The following is a 16,965-nucleotide window of genomic DNA, read 5'->3' on the forward strand; positions in this document are numbered from 1 at the left end:
CCGTCAGTCGGGAGGGTCGGCGACAGCCGGGCCGGGGGTCAGCAGGGCAGTGTGCAGCGCGCGCATGGAGCGGATCGCGGAGCGGATCTCCTGGAGGTAACGCCCCGGGGTCAGGGTCGGCTCGGGCAGCCGGGCCAGATCGGGTAGAGCCGGGTCGACGCCGACGGTGTCGATTCCGCAGCCGTACGGCAGGGCCAGGGTGCGCAGCGCGTCGCAGTGCTGGAACGGTACGTAGATCGGGGCGGTGACCAGCAGCACCGGGTCGCCGGCCGAGAGGCGGGCGTGCCCGGCCCAGAAGTGCTGGGTGTCGGCGGTGTGCGCGCGACGCCGCTCGGGCTCGCTGGACGGGGCGGCGAGCACCCGCACCGGCGGAAGGCCGGCCGGGCGGTAGGTCCGCGACGACCAGGAGTGGTGCGGGTGGCCCGTGTCCACGCCGTCGTGGTCGTCCGGCGCGTCCACCCCGAACACGAGCCGGACCCCGGCGTCGAGCGCGTCCACCTCGGTCGCGCAGCCGGTCACCCCGGCACCGGCCAGGGCGCCCAGCTCCACCTCGGAGAGCGGCCGGAAGCTGCCCAGCACCGCCACCTCGCCGGCCGCCCGGACGCCCCGGCGCAGCAGGTCCGCCGCGTACGCCACCCGGCGCAGGCAGGCGTGCGCCAACCCGCCGAGCACCAGCAGGTGGGCGTACCCGGGCCGGGCCGGCGGCGCCGGGCGGACCAGGCCGAGCGCGGTCGCGGCGGCGTGGACCTGCCCGACGGTGGCCGGGTCGAGGGCCGGCTCGCGCGCCTCGGGCCGTTCCCGGCCGCCCCGGAAGTCCCAGTGCCGCGCGGAGAAGTCGTCCAGCCCGGCCAGCACGGCGGCCAGGTCGCCGGCCGGCCAGTCGCCGCCGAAGCGGGTCACCAACCCGCGCAGCGGCGCGGCGTCGATCCAGCCGGCGATGCCGTCGACGATCGCCGTGCCGTTCCCCGGCAACGCGCCACCGGGCAGCGGCACCGGAACGCCGGTGACTGCAGCCGGCGGGGGGAGGGAGGCGCCGGGCGACGGTGGGACGGGACGCTCGGGCACGGTCCGGATCGTACCGGCCGACGGATCGGGGGCCGGCCCATCGTGGGGAGCCGCCACGCGGCGCGGCGACAGCCTGTGCGAAGCCGGCCGTGGCGGGTGGACCGTACCCTGACGGCAGCCGGCACCCGGGAGGTCGTCGATGGCCGAACTGCTCCGCCGACCGCGCGCCGGCCGGCCTGGCTCCCCGCTCGCGTTCGCACGGCTCGTCGCGCACACCGACCCGGTCGCGCTGATCGGCATCGGGCTGTCGATCTCGCTCTCCGTGGTGCTGGACCTGACCAACGCCGCCACCGGGGTGGAGTCCCTGCTCGCGGGTCTGATGGGTATCACCATCTCGCTGCTGGTGGACTCGCTCGCCCGCGCCGAGCGCCGGTTCCACCTGCGGACGCTGCTGGAGGGCCCGCCGTGGCTGGTGCAGGCCGTCCCGGAGGTGGTCGCCGGCGCCCGCGAAGCGGTCAGCCAGCATCCGGGCACCCGGGTGGCCGACGAGGCGCGGCGCCGCTTCGAGCGCTTTCACGCCGACGTCGAGCAGTTGCGGCACGGGCGGATCATCCGGCCGGGTCCGGACTGCCAGGACCTGATCGGTGCGACCCGGGACTGCGTACGGCAGTTGGACGCGCTGACCAACGTGATGCCACGCGCCAGCGGCGAGCTGAGCTGGTGGCGCGGCGACGTCGGCCGGCAGTACTGGGCGGCGAACTTGGCGGCGCTGGACCGGGGGGTGCGCATCACCCGCATCTTCACCTATGTCGAGCTGTCCGACGAGCTGGCCGAGCTGGTGGAGGCCCAGCGTCGGGCGGGCGTACGGGTCGGGCTGCTGCCCTCCGGCGCGGCCGGTCCGGAACTGCACGTCAACCTGGTCCGCTGGGACGGTTCGGCCTGCTGGACGGCGGGGATGAGCGCGCACGGGGAGATCACCGAGAACCGCTTCTCGGTCAACCCGACCGACCTCGCCCGGTCCGGCGAGACGTTCCAGGCCTGCGCCGCCCTTGCCACCTTTCCGGCCTGACCAGGCATCGGCCCGGGGAGCGACCGATGACCGTGCAGGGCGTCCTGCTGGTGACGGCGGTGGTGTGGGCGGTCAGCCTGATCCGCTCGGTGCGGCTGCGCGCGTTCGTCGCCAGCCTGCCGTTGCCGATGTCGGCGGCGCTGCTGGCCACCGGGTACCGGGTGGACGGGGCGCAGCTGCTCGGGGTGGTCGGGCTCAACCTCTTCTTCGGCCTGGTCGCTCTCACGCATCACCGGTTGCGCTGGCCGATCATCGTGGCCGACCTGGCCGGCGTCGCCGGCTACCTGGCGCTGGCGGTCGCGCTGCGCCCGCTCGCCGTGCCGTTCGCGCCGGCGCTGGCCGGCACGGTGGCGCTCTGGCTGCTCGCCATGCTGGTGCTGCACCGCCGCCCGGGCGGCCGCACCCTGCCCCGGAGCGATCCCGGTCGCGCCGGGGCGGACCCCGCACCCGCTCCGTCGGCGCGCGCCGCCGCTGCGGCCGAGCCCTCGCCGCCCGCACCGGCCCGGAAAGCATCGTCTCCGGTGGACGGTGGACCGGAGCGCAACCTGCCCGCGCTGGCGAAGCTGCCGCTGATCCTCGGCGGCGCGGCGCTGACCGGGCTGCTCGGCCAGCTGCTGCGCGGGCTGGTGGTGACCTTCCCGTACGCCGGAGTGCTGGTGGCCGTCGAGGTGCGCCGGGAGCTGCCGCGGTTCTGCCGGCACTTCGCGCGCAACAGCCTGGCCCTGGTCGGCTTCCTCAGCGGCGTCCACCTCGGTCAGGGCCTGTCACCGGCGGTGGGGCTGGCCGCCGGCTGGGCCGGCTTCGCGCTGGTGGCGGCGGGTCTGCATCTACCGGCGCGGCGGCGCGTAAAACGACGGTCGAAGGCGGATCTCACCACCGGATGCGCGCTCTGAACGCAAGCAGGCGACGAAAAACGCGGCCAGACCCGTTGACGTTCTGTCAGGCCGGGCGGATGCTCGCGCTACACGCTGACAGTTGTCTCTGCGGTGCAGCGGTGAAAGCGTGCGGTAACCGCGATGCGAAGGGTGCCTCGATGACCACCGACGATCTGCTGGCCCGGCACCGGGCCGTGCTTCCGTCCTGGATGCCGCTCTACTACGACGAGCCGATCGAGCTGGTCTCCGGCTCCGGACGCCGGGTCACCGACGCCCAGGGCCGGACGTACCTGGACTTCTTCGGCGGCGTGCTGACCAACATGATCGGCTACGACATCCCCGAGATCCGCGAGGCCGTCGAGCGTCAGCTGCGTACCGGGGTGGTGCACAGCTCCACCCTCTATCTGATCCGCCAGCAGGTCGAGCTGGCCGAGAAGATCGCCCAGCTCTCCGGCATCCCGGACGCCAGGGTCTTCTTCACCAACTCCGGCACCGAGGCGAACGAGGCGGCGCTGCTGGTCGCCACCAACCACCGCCGCTCGCACCAGATCCTGGCCGTGCGCAACAGCTACCACGGCCGGTCGTACGCGGCGATGGGCGTGACCGGCAACCGGGGCTGGTCGGCCAGCCCGCTGAACCCGCTGCAGGTGGCCTGGCTGCACTCCGCCGAGCGGCTGCGCGGCCTGCTCGCCCGGCTCAGCGCCGACGAGCAGGTCGACGCCGCGGTCGAGGACCTGCGCGAGGTGCTCGCCACCCAGACCGCCGGGGACGTGGCCGCCCTGATCGCCGAGCCGATCCAGGGCGTCGGCGGTTTCGTGCACCCGCCGGACGGGCTCTTCGCCGCCTGGAAGAAGGTGCTCGACGAGACCGGCATCCTCTTCATCGCCGACGAGGTGCAGACCGGTTGGGGGCGTACCGGCGAGCACTTCTGGGGCTACCAGGCGCACGGCGTCACGCCGGACCTGCTCACCTTCGCCAAGGGCATCGGCAACGGCTTCGCCCTCGCGGGCGTGGTCGGCCGGGCCGAGGTGCTCGAATCGGTGCCCGCGATCAGCTTCTCCACCTTCGGCGGCAACCCGGTCTCCACCGCCGCCGGCAACGCGGTGCTGGACTACCTCCTCGACCATGACCTGCAGGCCAACGCGGCCCGCACCGGCGCGATCCTCGCCGACGGCCTGCGCGCCGCGGTCGCCGATCTCGACTGCGTCGCCGAGGTACGCGGCAAGGGGCTGATGCTGGCGGTCGAGTTCGTCCACCCGGGCACCCGCGAACCCGATACGGCCCGCACGGTGCGGGCGTTCGAGGCGTGCAAGGCCGGCGGGCTGCTGGTCGGCAAGGGCGGCCTCTACGGCAACGTGCTGCGGATGGGCCCGCCGCTCACCCTCACCGAGGCGGAGGCCCGGGAGGGCCTAACCATCCTGGTCGACGCGATCCGCGCGGCGGCGGAGGTGCCGGCATGAGCGCGGTTATCGGTCACTTCGTCGAGGGCAAGCGGTTCGCCGGCACGTCCGAGCGGCGCGCGGACGTGTTCGACCCGGCCACCGGTCGGCGTACCGCTGAGGTGGCGCTGGCCTCGGCCGCAGACGTCGCCGTGGCGGTGGAGGCCGCGGCCCGCGCCGCCCGGGCCTGGCGGGACGCCTCGCTGGCGCGGCGCAGCGCGGTGCTCTTCGCGTTCCGGGAGCTGGTGCACGCCCGGCGGGACCGGCTGGCCGAGGTGATCACCGCCGAGCACGGCAAGGTGCTCGCCGACGCCGCCGGCGAGGTACAGCGCGGGCTCGAGGTGATCGAGTACGCCTGCGGCATCCCGTCCGCGCTGCGCGGCGCGTTCAGCGAGAACGTCTCCACCGAGGTGGACTCGTACACCCTGCGCCAGCCGCTCGGCGTGGTCGCGGTGATCTCGCCGTTCAACTTCCCGGTGATGGTGCCGCTCTGGTTCGTGCCGGTCGCGGTGGCGTGCGGCAACGCGGTGGTGCTCAAGCCGAGCGAGAAGGACCCGAGCGCCGCGCTGCTGTTGGCCGAGTGGTTCGCCGAGGCCGGCCTGCCGGACGGCGTGCTGAACGTGGTCAACGGCGACAAGGCGGCGGTGGACGCGCTGCTGGAGCACCCGGAGGTGCGGGCGGTGTCGTTCGTCGGCTCCACCCCGGTCGCCCGCTACGTCTACCAGCGCGGCACCTCCACCGGTAAGCGGGTGCAGGCGCTCGGCGGGGCGAAGAACCACATGGTGGTGCTCCCGGACGCCGACCTCGACCTGGCCGCCGACGCGGCGGTGAACGCCGGGTTCGGCTCGGCGGGGGAGCGGTGCATGGCGATCTCCGCGCTGGTCGCGGTCGAGCCGGTGGCCGACGCGCTGGTGGCGAAGATCGCCGAGCGGATGACGGGGCTGCGTACCGGGGACGGCCGGCGCGGCTGCGACATGGGCCCGCTGGTCACCGCCGAGCACGCGGCCCGGGTGCGCTCCTACGTCGAATCGGGCACGGCGGCCGGCGCGGTGCCGGTGGTGGACGGGCGGAGCGTCGAGCCGGACGGCGAGCCGGGCGGGTTCTGGCTCGGACCCACCCTCTTCGACCACGTCACCCCGAACATGTCGATCTACACCGACGAGATCTTCGGCCCGGTGCTCAGCGTGCTCCGGGTCGGCTCGTACGACGAGGCGTTGGAGCTGGTCAACGCCAGCCCGTACGGCAACGGAACCGCCATCTTCACCAACGACGGCGGCGCCGCCCGGCGCTACCAGCACGAGGTGGAGGTGGGCATGGTCGGGATCAACGTGCCGATCCCGGTGCCGATGGCCTACCACTCGTTCGGCGGTTGGAAGTCGTCGCTCTTCGGCGACCTGCACGCGCACGGCGAGGACGGGGTGCGCTTCTTCACCCGCGGCAAGGTGGTCACCAGCCGCTGGCTGGACCCCCGCCACGGCGGGGTCAACCTGGGCTTTCCCACCCAGAGCTGAGCGACCCGCGGCGCGTCGGCCCGGCCCCCTCACCAGGGCCGGGTCGACGCGCTGTGCCGTCCGCGCTCCGGCCCGCCGCCCGCCCGCTGGCACCGAGGTATGACGTGCCGGACCACCCCACGGTCCGATGTGGTTGGGCCGACGGTCGCGCCAGTATCGACGCCGACAGGGGTGGTTCACCCTCGGCGCGTCGAACGGAGCCCAACGTGCGTAGGACTGCATCGGTCATCGGCCTGGTCGTCGGCCTGTACCTGGTGGCCCGCGCCATCGTCGAGCCGTTCGTGATCGACATGACGGACCCGGCCACCTACCGGAACGACTGGGGCGGGCCCAGCCTGCTCGGTGTGCTGCTCGTCCACTGCGGCCCGGGCGTGCTCTCCGGGATCCTCATCGCCGTGGCGCTGCGCCGGCGTCGCGCCCGGATTCGCCGGCCGGAGTAACCGGGCTTCCCCACCCGCGCCTGAGCAGTCGCAGCGCGCCGGCTCCGGCCAGGTATGCCACCAGGGCCGGGACCGGCACGCCGAGCGGTTCGGGGGCCTCCTTCGGCGCCGCGCTGTTGGCCACCAGGCCGTACACCACGGCGACGAAGCCGGCAGCCGTCAGCAGGCTGCGGACGGTCGGCCGGAGTCGTCCGCGCTCCGACCGGTGCGCCGCGGTCCGCCCGCGCTGTCGGCCGCTGCGCGCCTCGATCCGCCCGAAAACGGCGACCAGGCCGGTCAGCACCACGGCCAGCATCAGCACCCAGGGCAGCCGCCAGGCCAGCCAGGCGGCCGAGCCCACCGGCGCGGTGGGCAGCAGGCGCAGCGCGTCCAGGGCGCCGACCAGCAGGATCGCGGCGGTCAGGTGCCAGAGGAAGACGGTCAGCACGACCGCGTTGACCGCGATCACCAGTTGCCACGGTCGGGGGCGGCGCAGCCAGCGTTCGGCGCGGTCGCGCAGCAGCAGGATCAGCCCGAGTTGGGCGGTGGTGAGCGTCAGCAGCGCCAGGCTCGGCGGTGCCGCGTTGTCGAGCCGCTCCCCGGGGACGTTGAGCATGCTGACCGGGTAGGGGCCGGCGGTGAGCAGCAGCGTCGCGGCCAGTCCCGCGAGCAGGGTCGTCCAGCCGGCCCGGCGGGACACCGGCAGTCGGCGGCCCCGCCGGACGGCCTGCTTCCCGGTGGCCGCCTCCCGGTCCTCCGAGCGCGTGTCGAACCAGGCGAGGCCGAGCTGGTGGACGGCCAACCAACCGAAGAGGTAGTTCGGGATGGCCAGCTCGGCCGGGCCCAGCGCCCGTCCCAGGTCACCGGCGGCGACCAACCCGGCCAGCACCAGCGGTACGACGAGGCCGAACCGCCGGTGCAGCGCCCACATCACCGGGGTCAACGGCACCACCAGCAGGTAGGCGGCGAGGAACCAGAGCGGGATGGTGGCGAACCAGGCGACGGTCCGGATCAGCGGGTCGGCCACGCCGGCGAGCCGGGCGACCAGCGCCCCGCCGACCAGCGCCAGCAGCAGCGCCGTGGTGGGCCGCAGCAGCCGGGCGCTGCGGCCGAGCAGCCAGCCGGTGGCATCCCCGCCCCGGGCCCGGCGGGCGGTCAGCGAGGCGGCGTTCGCGTACCCGCCGACCACGAAGAAGACCGGCATCACCTGGGCCGCCCAGGTCAGCGGGTACGCCCAGGGCAGGTCGGGCAGTGCGGAGCGGGCGCTGGGCCGGCCGGCGGCGTCCTCGCTGACGGCGGCGACGGCCCAGTGGCCGAGCACGACCACGATGATGGCGAGCGCGCGGAGCAGGTCGACGTAACGCTCCCGGCCGGCCGGCGTTGCCGCGGCGAGCTGGGCCGGACGGCGCATGGCCCGAGGGTATGCCAGCGCTGGTGTGACCACGCGGATAACGGTTCGGACGCCGGGCCTTGAAGTCCGCGCCGGACTGCCGTAGAAATTCTTCAGAAACATTGTATTAAGTGAAGACAAGCGACACTTGCCCCCCGTGCCTCGACGCCGCGGCCGCCATCCCCCAACTCCCGGCCGGCCGTCCGTACCCGAACCGAGGAGAAGTGATGAACAGGCGTGACATCCTGCGGCGCAGCGCCGCCGCCGGCCTGCTGGCCACCCCCGCCGCCGGTCTGCTCGCCGGCTGCGCGACCGGTGGTGGTGGCGACGACGACGGCGACACCGGCAGCTACAAGGGCACCAAGAGCGAGCAGAACCCGCTCGGGGTCAAGGAGGACGCCCCGCTCGAGGTGGTGATCTTCAACGGCGGGTTCGGCGAGGAGTACGCCAAGGCCCACGAGGCCATGTACACCGAGAAGTACCCGAAGGCCACGATCAAGCACAGCGCGACGCAGGAGATCAACAAGACGCTCCAGCCCCGTTTCGTCGACGGTTCGCCGCCGGACGTGGTGAACAACTCCGGCGCCGGTCAGATCGACTTCAACGGCCTGGTCTCCCAGAACGCCATCGCCGACCTGGGCGAGCTGCTCGCCGCTCCGAGCCTCGACATCCCCGGCAAGACGGTCAAGGACACGCTGCTGCCCGGCGCGGTCGAGGTCGGCTCCTACGACGGCAAGTTCCTGGTGTTGAACTACACCTACACCGCCTACGGCATCTGGCACTCCACGAAGCTCTTCGCCGACCGGGGCTGGCAGTACGCCAAGACCTGGGACGAGCACATCGCGCTCTGCAAGCAGATCAAGGCGGCCGGGATCGCGCCGTGGACGTACGCCGGCAAGCACCCCCGCTACATGAGCTGGCCGCTGATCGCGACGGCCATCAAGTTCGGCGGGCCCTCCGTCGCCACCGCGATCGACAACCTGGAACCGAACGCGTGGAAGTCCGACGCGATGAAGGCCGCGGCCGACGCCTGGCACCAGATCGTCAAGGACAAGTACATCCTCGACGGTTCGCCGGGCCTCGACCACGTGCAGTCCCAGACCGCGTGGTGCCAGGGCAAGGCCGCCTTCATCTCCTGCGGTTCCTGGCTGGAGAGCGAGCAGAAGAAGGTCACCCCCGAGGGCTTCAACATGACGATCCAGCCGACGCCCAGCCTCGGAGCCGGCGACAAACTGCCGTTCGAGGCGATCCGCGGTACCGCCGGTGAGCCGTTCATGGTGCCGGCCAAGGCGAAGAACCTCGCCGGCGGCCTGGAGTACTTCCGCGTCATGCTGTCGAAGAAGGGCGCCCAGGACTTCACGAAGAAGGTGTCCAGCCTGACCGTGGTGGCCGGGTCGACCGACGGCGTCGAGCTGCCGTTCGGCCTCAGCACGGTGGTGAAGGGGCTGGACGCCTCCGGCAGCAACGGCTTCAACTGGGTCTACAACAACTACTACCGCAAGCTGGAGCGCGAGCTCGTGGACGCGGCCTGTGGTGAGTTCTTCAGCGGCCGGATCGGCCCCGCGGAGTTCCTCGACCGGTGCCAGCAGGGCGCCGACTCGATCGCCCAGGACAGCTCGATCAAGAAGTACAAGCGGGCCGCGTGACGCCCGGCCGGTGGGGGCGGGCGCGCCCCGTCCCCACCGGCCCACCGCTGGGGGAGTAGGTCCTTCTCGTGAGACATGGCAAGTATCCGCTGATCATCACGTTCCTGGTGCCGCCGCTGCTGCTCTACGGCGTGTTCGTGCTCTCGCCGTACCTGCAGGCTTTCCAGATCTCGACCACCGGTTGGCTCGGCTACTCGGCGGAGGCCGACCCGGTGGGGCTGGCCAACTTCAAGGCGATGCTGGACGACGGGCGGGTGTGGAACGCGCTCAAGAACAACGCCTGGTTGCTCGCCGTGGTGCCGGTGCTGACCATCGGGTTGGGCCTGTTCTTCTCGACCATGCTCAACATGGGCGGACGCAAGGGCCGGGCCGGGGTGACCGGCGTACGCGGCACCTCGGTCTACCGGATGGTCTACTTCTTCCCGCAGGTGCTCTCGGTGGTGATCATCGCCCTGCTCTGGAAGGAGATCTACCACCCCAACAGCGGCCTGCTCAACGGCGCCCTGCGTGCCGTCGGCCTGCCCGCGCCGACCTGGCTCGGCGACCCCCGGACGGCCTTCTGGTGCGTGCTGGCGGTGATGGTCTGGAGCAACGTGGGCTTCTACGTGGTGCTCTTCGGCGCGGCCATGTCGGCCATCCCGCGCGACATCTACGAGGCGGTCATGCTCGACGGGGCGTCGCGGTGGGTCACCGTACGCCGGATCACCATCCCGCTGCTCTGGGACACCGTGCAGGTCGCCTGGATCTACCTGGCGATCGCGGCGCTGGACGGGTTCATCCTGATCCAGCAGATGACCAACGGCGGGCCCAACTTCTCCTCCGACGTCATCGGTCTGCGGATGTACGAGACCGCGTTCGGCAGCGAGAGCAAGTTCGGCTACGCCTCGGCGATCGGCGTGGTGCTGTTCTTCCTGACCCTGTCGGTGGCGGTGCTGGCACTGCGCACCGCCCGACGTGACCGGATCGAGTACTCGTGACCATCCTGGACAGATCCGCGACGCCGGACGGCACGGCCGAGGGCGCCGGTCCGGCACCGGCGCAGCGGAAGCTGCGCCGCGAGTCCGGCGTCGCCAACGTCTTCTCGCACGGGTTCCTGCTGCTCTGGGGCGCGTTGACCGTGCTGCCGCTGCTCTGGATGTTCCTCAGCTCCTTCAAGAGCGACGGGGAGATCCTCTCCGACCCGTGGGGGTTGCCCGGGGCGCTGCGGTTCGAGAACTGGGGGCGCGCCTGGACCGAGGCGCACATCGGGCAGTACTTCCTGAACAGCGCCATCGTGGTGAGCGGCTCGCTCACCCTCACGATGCTGTTGGGCTCCGCGGCGGCGTACGTCTTCGCCCGCTACACCTTCTGGGGGCGGCAGGTCCTCTACTACCTGTTCGTCGGCGGCATGATGTTCCCGGTCTTCCTGGCGCTGGTGCCGCTCTTCTTCGTGGTGCGCAACGCGGGTCTCTTCGGCACCTGGACCGGCCTGGTGCTGGTGTACGCCGCCTACTCGCTGCCGTTCACGGTCTTCTTCATGACCGCCTTCTTCCGCACCCTGCCCAACTCGGTCGCGGAGGCGGCGCTGGTCGACGGCTGCGGGCACTTCCGGCTCTTCTTCCGGGTCATGCTGCCGATGGCGCGTCCGGGACTGATCAGCGTTGCGATCTTCAACTTCCTCAGTCACTGGAACCAGTTCATCCTCCCGCAGGTGCTGATGCAGGGTGACGACTCCAAGTGGGTGCTGGCGCAGGGGCTCACCGCTCTGGCGGTCAGCCAGGGCTACCAGGGCGACTACAGCGGCCTCTTCGCCGGCCTGACCATCGCCACGCTGCCGGTGCTGGCCGTCTACGTCGTCTTCCAGCGCCAGGTCCAGGCGGGCCTGACGGCCGGTCAACTCAAGTGAGGCCGGGACGGTGGCTTGACCGGTAGGAAATCTCCTACCTATTGTGGCGGCATGACCGTGACCCACGTGCAGCTCGTCTCCGTACCCGTCAGCGACCAGGACCGGGCCCGCGACTTCTACCTCGACGTGCTCGGCTTCGACCTGGTCTTCGACAACCCGATGGGCCCCGGCGGCCGGTGGGTCCAGGTCGCGCCCAAGGGCGCCGCCACCGCCCTGACCCTGGTCACCTGGTTTCCCAGCATGCCGCCCGGCTCGCTCAAGGGCCTCGTGTTCGAGACCGACGACCTCGACGGCGACGTCGCGCTGCTACGGGAGCGGGGTGTCGTGCTCGCCGACGGCGGCATCCAGGACGCCCCCTGGGGGCGGTACGTCACCTTCGACGACCCGGACGGCAACGGCATCGTGCTCCAGTCCACCCGTGTCTGACCCGGCGCCCGTCGAACCGCGGCCCGGTTCCGGCGACATCTTCGCGGCACTGGCCAACCCGACCCGCCGCGAGCTGCTCCGGCTCCTGCTCGACCAGGGCGAGCAGCCGGTGCAGCGGCTGGCCGACCACTTCGCCATGCGCCGCCCGAGCCTCTCCGAGCACCTTCGGGTGCTCAAGGACGCCGGCCTGGTGGTCGAGCACCCGGTCGGGCGGCAGCGGCTCTACTCGCTGCGACCGGAGCCGTTACGGGAGGTCGCCGAGTGGCTCGGCCCGTACGAGCGGTTCTGGCGCGGCCGCCTGGCCGAGCTGCGCGACGTGCTCGCGGAGCTGCCCGATGAGTGACCCGAGCACCGTCGAGGTGGATCAGTACCTGCCGCATCCGCCGGCGAAGGTCTGGCGGGCGCTGACCGATTCTGATCTGTTGGCCCGCTGGCTCATGCCCAACGACTTCGTCCCGGTGCCTGGGCACCGGTTCACCTTCCACACCGACCCCCGGCCCGGGCAGGACTTCGACGGCACCGTGCAGTGCGAGGTGCTCGACCTCGACCCGCCGCACCGGCTGAGCTGGGCCTGGCGCGGCGGACGGTTGGACACGGTGGTGAGCTGGACGCTCGTCGCCGAGGGGCGGGGCACCCGGCTGTTCCTGGCGCACAGCGGCTTCGACCCCGACGACCCGGTGCAGCGTCGCACGCGCGACCTGCTCGGCGGCGGCTGGCGCTCCCACGTCCTCACCCGCCTGAACCACCTCCTGACCGCCCCCTGACCCCCCACCCCCTGCCCCCCGGCCCTGCCCGCCCGCTGGCCTGCCCGCCCGTTGGCTGCGAGTTGATCAAGAGGTCTGCGTCAGAATCCGGCCGGATTTGACGCGAACCTCTTGATCAACAGGGTGGCCGCGGGCGCGGGCGCGGGCGCGGGCGCGGGCTCGGGTGGGTGGGTGGGGGGTGGGTCAGGTGGGGGTGGGGACGAGGAGGGTGTGTAGGGCGGCCGGGTCGTCGACCTCGGGGAGGTCGAGGGCGGCGAGCCAGGCCGCTGCGGCCGCGCCGTCGCCGGCGGAGCACAGCGGCGCCTCCGGCCAGCGGTGGCTGGCCTCCGCCCGAACGGCGGCGGCGAGCGGGGTGTCTCCGGTGAGCAGCCCGCCGCCGAGCACGATCGGGGTGGTGGCCCCGGCCGGCCGGATCCGGCTCACACTCTCCGCGAGATGACCGGCGGCCTCGGTGATCAGCCCGGCGGCCACCGGCTCGCCGGTCACCGCGGCGGCGACCACCTGCGGGGCGAGCCGGGCCAGGTCCACCGGCGGGCGTCGGGTCACCGCCTGGATCAGCGCGTCGACGGTGTCCCGGGGGCGGGCGGCCACCTCGGCGGTGCCCATCAGATCGGTGAGCACCTGCCGGCCGAGGATTCCCGGTGCGCGGCCGCTGTCCAGGTCGGCGAGGAGTCGGCGGACCGCCTCACGGCCCAGCCAGAACCCCGAGCCCGCGTCGCCGAGCAGCCAGCCGTGGCCGTCGGCGACCCGGTCCAGCCGCAGGTCGCGTACGCCGGCGGCGATCGCGCCGGTGCCGGCGATGAGCACGGTGCCCGCCGGCGCGGCGGTGCCGCTGGCGTACGCGACGAGCGCGTCGCCGTGCACCGCGTACGGGCAGCGCAGGCCGGCGTCGTGCCAGGCCCGGTCGAAGGCGGCCCGCCCGGCCGGGTCGGCGAGCAGCCGGCCCGCCCCGGCCAGCCCGATCGTGCCGGCCCGCACCCGACCGGGGTCGACGGTGGCGAGCGCGCCTCGCAGCGCGGTCAGCAGCTCCTCGGCGGCCCGTTCGGCGCCGTGGCTGGTGGGGTTGCCGCCGCCGGCCCGGCCGGTGCCGAGCCGCTCCCCGTCCAGGGTGAGGGCGGCGGCCCGGGTGGACGTACCTCCGACGTCGAGTCCCACCACGACGGTGCCGGACATCCGCATGGACCTCCCTGAATCGCGCCTGCGACGGTGCGTTCATGCTGGTCGGCCCGGGGCCGCCGGGCAAGGCCGGTACGGCGCGGCGGGCCTGTGCGCCAGGTAACAGTTTGAAAACTTCGCCCACAGTCTTGACACAGAGGGCCCGTCAGTAAGAACTTTTACCACTAACAGTTAACAAGCTTTTCGGAAAGGCGTCCCATGGTTGATCACGAGGTGGACACCTCCGCGGGGACCGCGGTGGTCGACGCCGACGCGTTCGACCGACGGGGCGTGCTCGGCGCTCCCTCCGACGGCGTGCTGGCCCGGGTGCGCAGCGGCCTGGACGAGCTGACCGGGGCGCTGCGCCGGGTCGCCGAGCACGTGCTGAGCGACCCCGAGGCCGCCGCCCGGTCCACCATCGTGGAGCTTGCCGAGCGGAGCGGCACCTCGCCGGCGACCATCACCCGGTTCTGCCGGGCGATGGGCTTCGAAGGCTACGCCGACCTGCGGCTCGGCATCGCTGCGGAGACCGGCCGGGCCCGCTCCGCCGGCTGGACGGTGGACATCGGCCGGGAGATCCAGCCCGGCGACCCGCTCGCCCGGGTGCTGGACCAGATCATGGCCGCGGACACCCGGGCCATGCACGACACCGCCGCGTTGCTCGACCTGGCCGAGGTCGAGCGGGCCGCGGTCGCGATCGCCGGGGCGGACCGGGTGAACATCTTCGGTGCCAGCGGCAGCGCCCTGGTCGGCGAGGAGATGCAGTTCAGCCTGCACCGCATCGGTGTCGCCGCGTGGGCCTGGAACGACGTGCACGAGGGGCTGGCCAGCGCCGCGCTGCTGCGCCCCGGGGACGTGGCCCTCGGCATCTCGCACACCGGGCAGACCCGGGAGACGATCGAGATGCTGGCCGAGGCGGGCAGCCGGGGCGCCACCACGCTGGCGTTGACCGGCTTCCCCCGCTCGCCGCTGGCCGAGCTGGCCGACATCGTGCTGCTCACCGCCAGCCAGGCGACCACCTTCCGCCCGGACGCGCTCAGCGCCCGCCATCCGCAGCTGGTCGTGCTCGACCTGCTCTACATCGCCGTCGCCCAACGTACCCACGACCGCGCCCACGCGGCCTTCCGGCGTACCGCCCAGGCCGTCGACGGACACAAGGCCGCCAAGGGAGCCGTCGCATGATCAGCGCTCAGCGGTACGCGGACGCGGTCCGCCCGGTTCTCGACCGGCTGCTCGACACCCAGGCGGACGGGATCACCCGGGCCGCCGACCTGATCGCCGGCAGCCTGCGCGCCGGCGGCGTGCTCCAGGCGTTCGGCGCTGGGCACTCCGAGGCGTTCGCCGCGGAGCTGGTCGCCCGGGCCGGCGGGTTGGTCGCGACCAACCGGCTCTCGGTCCGCGACCTGGTGCTGCACGGCGACGCCCCGCGCGACGTGCTCGCCGACCCGAAGCTGGAGCGCGACCCCACCATCGCCCACCAGATCTACGAGCTCGCGGCCCCCCAGCCGCGGGACGTGTTCGTGGTGGCGTCCCAGTCCGGCATCAACGGCTCGGTGGTCGAGCTCGCGGCGCTGGTCACCGGGCGCGGTCACCCGTTGATCGCGGTCACCTCGGTCGAGCACTCCGCGCGGGTCGCCCCTCGGCACCCGTCCGGGCGGCGGCTCGCCGACCTCGCCGACGTCGTGCTGGACAACGGCGCGCCGTACGGCGACGCACTGCTGCCGCTCGAGGGCGGCGGCGCGGTCTGTGCGGTCTCCTCGGTCACCACCGCGCTGCTGGCGCAGCTGCTGACCGCGGAGGTCGTACGACGGTTCCACCAGGCCGGAGAGGTGCCCCCTATCTACCTCTCCGCCAACGTCCCCGGTGGGGACGAGCACAACCTCGCCCTCGAGTCGCGGTACGCCGGGCGTCTCCGGCGGACCGCCTGACCCGACACCACAAGGAGAGTCAGAGATGTCGGTTACCCCCGAGAACTTCGGTGACCTGAGTCGGCGGACCCTGCTGCGGCGTGCCGCGGCGGCCGGTCTGCTGGCCACCCCGGCGGTCGGCCTGCTCAGCGCCTGCGCCGGCAGCGAGCCGAGCAAGTCCGACAACACCGGCGGCGCGAAGAGCCAGGACAACCCGTTCGGCGTCAAGGACGGCAGCGCGGTCAAGGTGGTCGTCTTCAACGGCGGGCTGGGTGACCAGTGGGCCAAGGAAGACAAGGTCATCTTCAACGCCAAGCACCCGAACATCACGGTCAACATGAGCTCCACCCAGAAGATCAAGACCGAAGAACAGCCGAAGATGGCCACCCAGCCGAGCGACCTGGTGATGAACTCGGGTGCGGACATCATGGACCGCAGCACCCTGATCAACGAGGGCGCGATCGAGCCGCTCGACGACCTGCTCACCGCGCCGGCCTGGGACAGCGAGGGGACCGTCGCCGACTCCCTGCTGCCCGGCACCGTCACCGACGGCACTCAGAACGGCAAGTTCTACGTGGTGAACGTCGCCTACACCGTCTGGGGCAACTGGTACAACGCGGCGCTGTTCAAGAAGGAGGGCTGGCAGGCGCCGACGAACTGGGACGAGTTCTTCGCCCTGGCGCCGAAGATCAAGGCCAAGGGCATGGCCCCGTACGTGCACGACGCGGCCCACGGCTACTACCCGCGCTGGGCGCTCTTCGCGAGCATCTGGAAGGCGGTCGGCAAGCAGCCCGTCATCGACATCGACAACCTGAAGGACAACGCCTGGAAGGCCGACGGCATCGTCGCCGCGCTCGAGCCGTGGGAGAAGCTGGTCAAGGACAAGCTGCTGCTGCCGGGCAAGCTCGACCACACCCAGTCGCAGCAGGCCTGGCTCGACGGCAAGGCCGCCTTCATCCAGGTCGGCACGTGGCTGAAGAACGAGATGACCGCGACCATCCCGCCGGGCTTCGAGATGACCCTGTCGGACTACTGGAGCAAGCCCGGCGACAAGGCGGCCAAGGACGTCTTCGCCTCCTCCGGCGAGGGCTTCGTGGTGCCGAGCAAGGCGCCGAACAAGGAGGCCGCGAAGGAGTTCCTGCGGGCGATCCTGTCCAAGGCCGGCTCGGCCAAGTTCGCCGAGCTGACCAAGTCGCTGGCCTCCACCAAGGGCTCCGGTGACAACGTGCAGGACACCGCCCTGGCGTCGGCCAACGCGCTGATGAAGAGCGGCAGCACGGACCTGATCTCCTTCAAGTTCCCGGACTACTACGCCGACCTGGACAAGGAGAGCCAGAACCTCGCCGAGGAGCTGATGGCCGGCCGGCTCACCGCGCAGCAGTTCGTCGACAAGATGCAGGCGGCCGCGGACAAGGTCGCCAAGGACTCGTCGATCAAGAAGCAGACCCGCACCGCCTGACCCCTTTGAGAGAGT

General features: G+C 72.3%; 17 protein-coding genes. 14 read left to right on the forward strand and 3 right to left on the reverse strand.

The genetic code is table 11. From position 1 onward, the window contains the following. Window positions 1-3: 3 nt before the first annotated feature. A complete protein-coding gene (locus ACIBBA_RS11080; protein WP_396696031.1) occupies window positions 4-1,065 on the reverse strand; it encodes a hypothetical protein in 1,062 nt (353 codons plus the stop codon). A gap of 139 nt (window positions 1,066-1,204) precedes the next feature. Between ACIBBA_RS11080 and ACIBBA_RS11085 the strand changes: the two genes are divergently transcribed. From ACIBBA_RS11085 to ACIBBA_RS11105, 5 genes are all read left to right on the forward strand, one after another. Next, complete coding sequence (locus tag ACIBBA_RS11085) at window positions 1,205-2,074, forward strand: hypothetical protein (protein ID WP_396696033.1); 870 nt, start codon at window positions 1,205-1,207, stop codon at window positions 2,072-2,074. A gap of 26 nt (window positions 2,075-2,100) precedes the next feature. Then, window positions 2,101-2,967 carry a hypothetical protein gene (locus tag ACIBBA_RS11090; RefSeq protein WP_396696035.1) on the forward strand — a complete coding sequence of 289 codons (867 nt, stop codon included), beginning with the start codon at window positions 2,101-2,103 and terminating at the stop codon, window positions 2,965-2,967. A 140-nt stretch (window positions 2,968-3,107) separates the two neighbouring features. Beyond that, on the forward strand, window positions 3,108-4,409 hold the full coding sequence (locus ACIBBA_RS11095) for an aspartate aminotransferase family protein (RefSeq protein ID WP_396696037.1): 1,302 nt from the start codon (window positions 3,108-3,110) through the stop codon (window positions 4,407-4,409). Continuing rightward, window positions 4,406-5,899: a CoA-acylating methylmalonate-semialdehyde dehydrogenase gene (locus ACIBBA_RS11100; RefSeq protein ID WP_396696039.1), complete on the forward strand. Its 1,494-nt coding sequence runs from the start codon at window positions 4,406-4,408 to the stop codon at window positions 5,897-5,899. The genes ACIBBA_RS11095 and ACIBBA_RS11100 overlap by 4 nt, the downstream gene beginning before the upstream one ends. A gap of 206 nt (window positions 5,900-6,105) precedes the next feature. Further along, window positions 6,106-6,339 (forward strand): hypothetical protein, encoded by a 234-nt coding sequence (locus ACIBBA_RS11105; RefSeq protein ID WP_396696041.1) that lies wholly within the window; start codon window positions 6,106-6,108, stop codon window positions 6,337-6,339. Here the strand turns inward: ACIBBA_RS11105 and ACIBBA_RS11110 are convergent. Next, window positions 6,287-7,729, reverse strand: coding sequence for an acyltransferase (locus ACIBBA_RS11110; protein WP_396696043.1), 1,443 nt, complete (start codon window positions 7,727-7,729; stop codon window positions 6,287-6,289). The genes ACIBBA_RS11105 and ACIBBA_RS11110 overlap by 53 nt on opposite strands. Window positions 7,730-7,935: 206 nt before the next feature. Here ACIBBA_RS11110 and ngcE (ACIBBA_RS11115) point away from each other — a divergent pair, with 206 nt between their 5' ends. The 6 genes from ngcE (ACIBBA_RS11115) (at window position 7,936) to ACIBBA_RS11140 (ending at window position 12,429) form a co-directional block, all read left to right on the forward strand. Then, window positions 7,936-9,354 carry an N-acetylglucosamine/diacetylchitobiose ABC transporter substrate-binding protein gene (ngcE, locus tag ACIBBA_RS11115; protein WP_396696045.1) on the forward strand — a complete coding sequence of 473 codons (1,419 nt, stop codon included), beginning with the start codon at window positions 7,936-7,938 and terminating at the stop codon, window positions 9,352-9,354. Window positions 9,355-9,422: 68 nt separating this feature from the next. Beyond that, window positions 9,423-10,331 carry a carbohydrate ABC transporter permease gene (locus ACIBBA_RS11120; protein ID WP_396696047.1) on the forward strand — a complete coding sequence of 303 codons (909 nt, stop codon included), beginning with the start codon at window positions 9,423-9,425 and terminating at the stop codon, window positions 10,329-10,331. Then, a complete protein-coding gene (locus ACIBBA_RS11125) occupies window positions 10,328-11,239 on the forward strand; it encodes a carbohydrate ABC transporter permease (RefSeq protein ID WP_396696049.1) in 912 nt (303 codons plus the stop codon). Before ACIBBA_RS11120 ends, ACIBBA_RS11125 begins: the two co-directional genes overlap by 4 nt. 51 nt (window positions 11,240-11,290) lie before the next feature. After that, the gene (locus ACIBBA_RS11130; protein ID WP_350872866.1) at window positions 11,291-11,665 is read left to right on the forward strand and encodes a VOC family protein; all 375 of its coding nucleotides are present in this window, start codon (window positions 11,291-11,293) and stop codon (window positions 11,663-11,665) included. Further along, complete coding sequence (locus ACIBBA_RS11135) at window positions 11,658-12,008, forward strand: ArsR/SmtB family transcription factor (protein ID WP_396696051.1); 351 nt, start codon at window positions 11,658-11,660, stop codon at window positions 12,006-12,008. Before ACIBBA_RS11130 ends, ACIBBA_RS11135 begins: the two co-directional genes overlap by 8 nt. After that, complete coding sequence (locus ACIBBA_RS11140; RefSeq protein WP_396696053.1) at window positions 12,001-12,429, forward strand: SRPBCC domain-containing protein; 429 nt, start codon at window positions 12,001-12,003, stop codon at window positions 12,427-12,429. The genes ACIBBA_RS11135 and ACIBBA_RS11140 overlap by 8 nt, the downstream gene beginning before the upstream one ends. 183 nt (window positions 12,430-12,612) lie before the next feature. Here ACIBBA_RS11140 and ACIBBA_RS11145 read toward each other — a convergent pair whose 3' ends face one another. Beyond that, window positions 12,613-13,602 carry an N-acetylglucosamine kinase gene (locus tag ACIBBA_RS11145; protein ID WP_396696055.1) on the reverse strand — a complete coding sequence of 330 codons (990 nt, stop codon included), beginning with the start codon at window positions 13,600-13,602 and terminating at the stop codon, window positions 12,613-12,615. 201 nt (window positions 13,603-13,803) lie between these two features. Here ACIBBA_RS11145 and ACIBBA_RS11150 point away from each other — a divergent pair, with 201 nt between their 5' ends. Genes ACIBBA_RS11150 through ngcE (ACIBBA_RS11160) form a run of 3 tightly spaced genes read left to right on the forward strand, consistent with a single transcriptional unit; the run spans window position 13,804 to window position 16,950 of the window. Further along, the gene (locus ACIBBA_RS11150) at window positions 13,804-14,766 is read left to right on the forward strand and encodes a MurR/RpiR family transcriptional regulator (protein WP_396696057.1); all 963 of its coding nucleotides are present in this window, start codon (window positions 13,804-13,806) and stop codon (window positions 14,764-14,766) included. Next, window positions 14,763-15,512 (forward strand): sugar isomerase domain-containing protein, encoded by a 750-nt coding sequence (locus ACIBBA_RS11155; RefSeq protein ID WP_396696059.1) that lies wholly within the window; start codon window positions 14,763-14,765, stop codon window positions 15,510-15,512. Before ACIBBA_RS11150 ends, ACIBBA_RS11155 begins: the two co-directional genes overlap by 4 nt. A 25-nt stretch (window positions 15,513-15,537) precedes the next feature. Then, the gene (ngcE, locus tag ACIBBA_RS11160; protein ID WP_396696061.1) at window positions 15,538-16,950 is read left to right on the forward strand and encodes an N-acetylglucosamine/diacetylchitobiose ABC transporter substrate-binding protein; all 1,413 of its coding nucleotides are present in this window, start codon (window positions 15,538-15,540) and stop codon (window positions 16,948-16,950) included. Window positions 16,951-16,965 lie beyond the last annotated feature (15 nt).

Origin of the sequence: Micromonospora sp. NPDC051006 (genome assembly GCF_044456245.1) — a bacterium.
In the GTDB taxonomy this organism is placed as follows: Bacteria; Actinomycetota; Actinomycetes; order Mycobacteriales; family Micromonosporaceae; genus Micromonospora.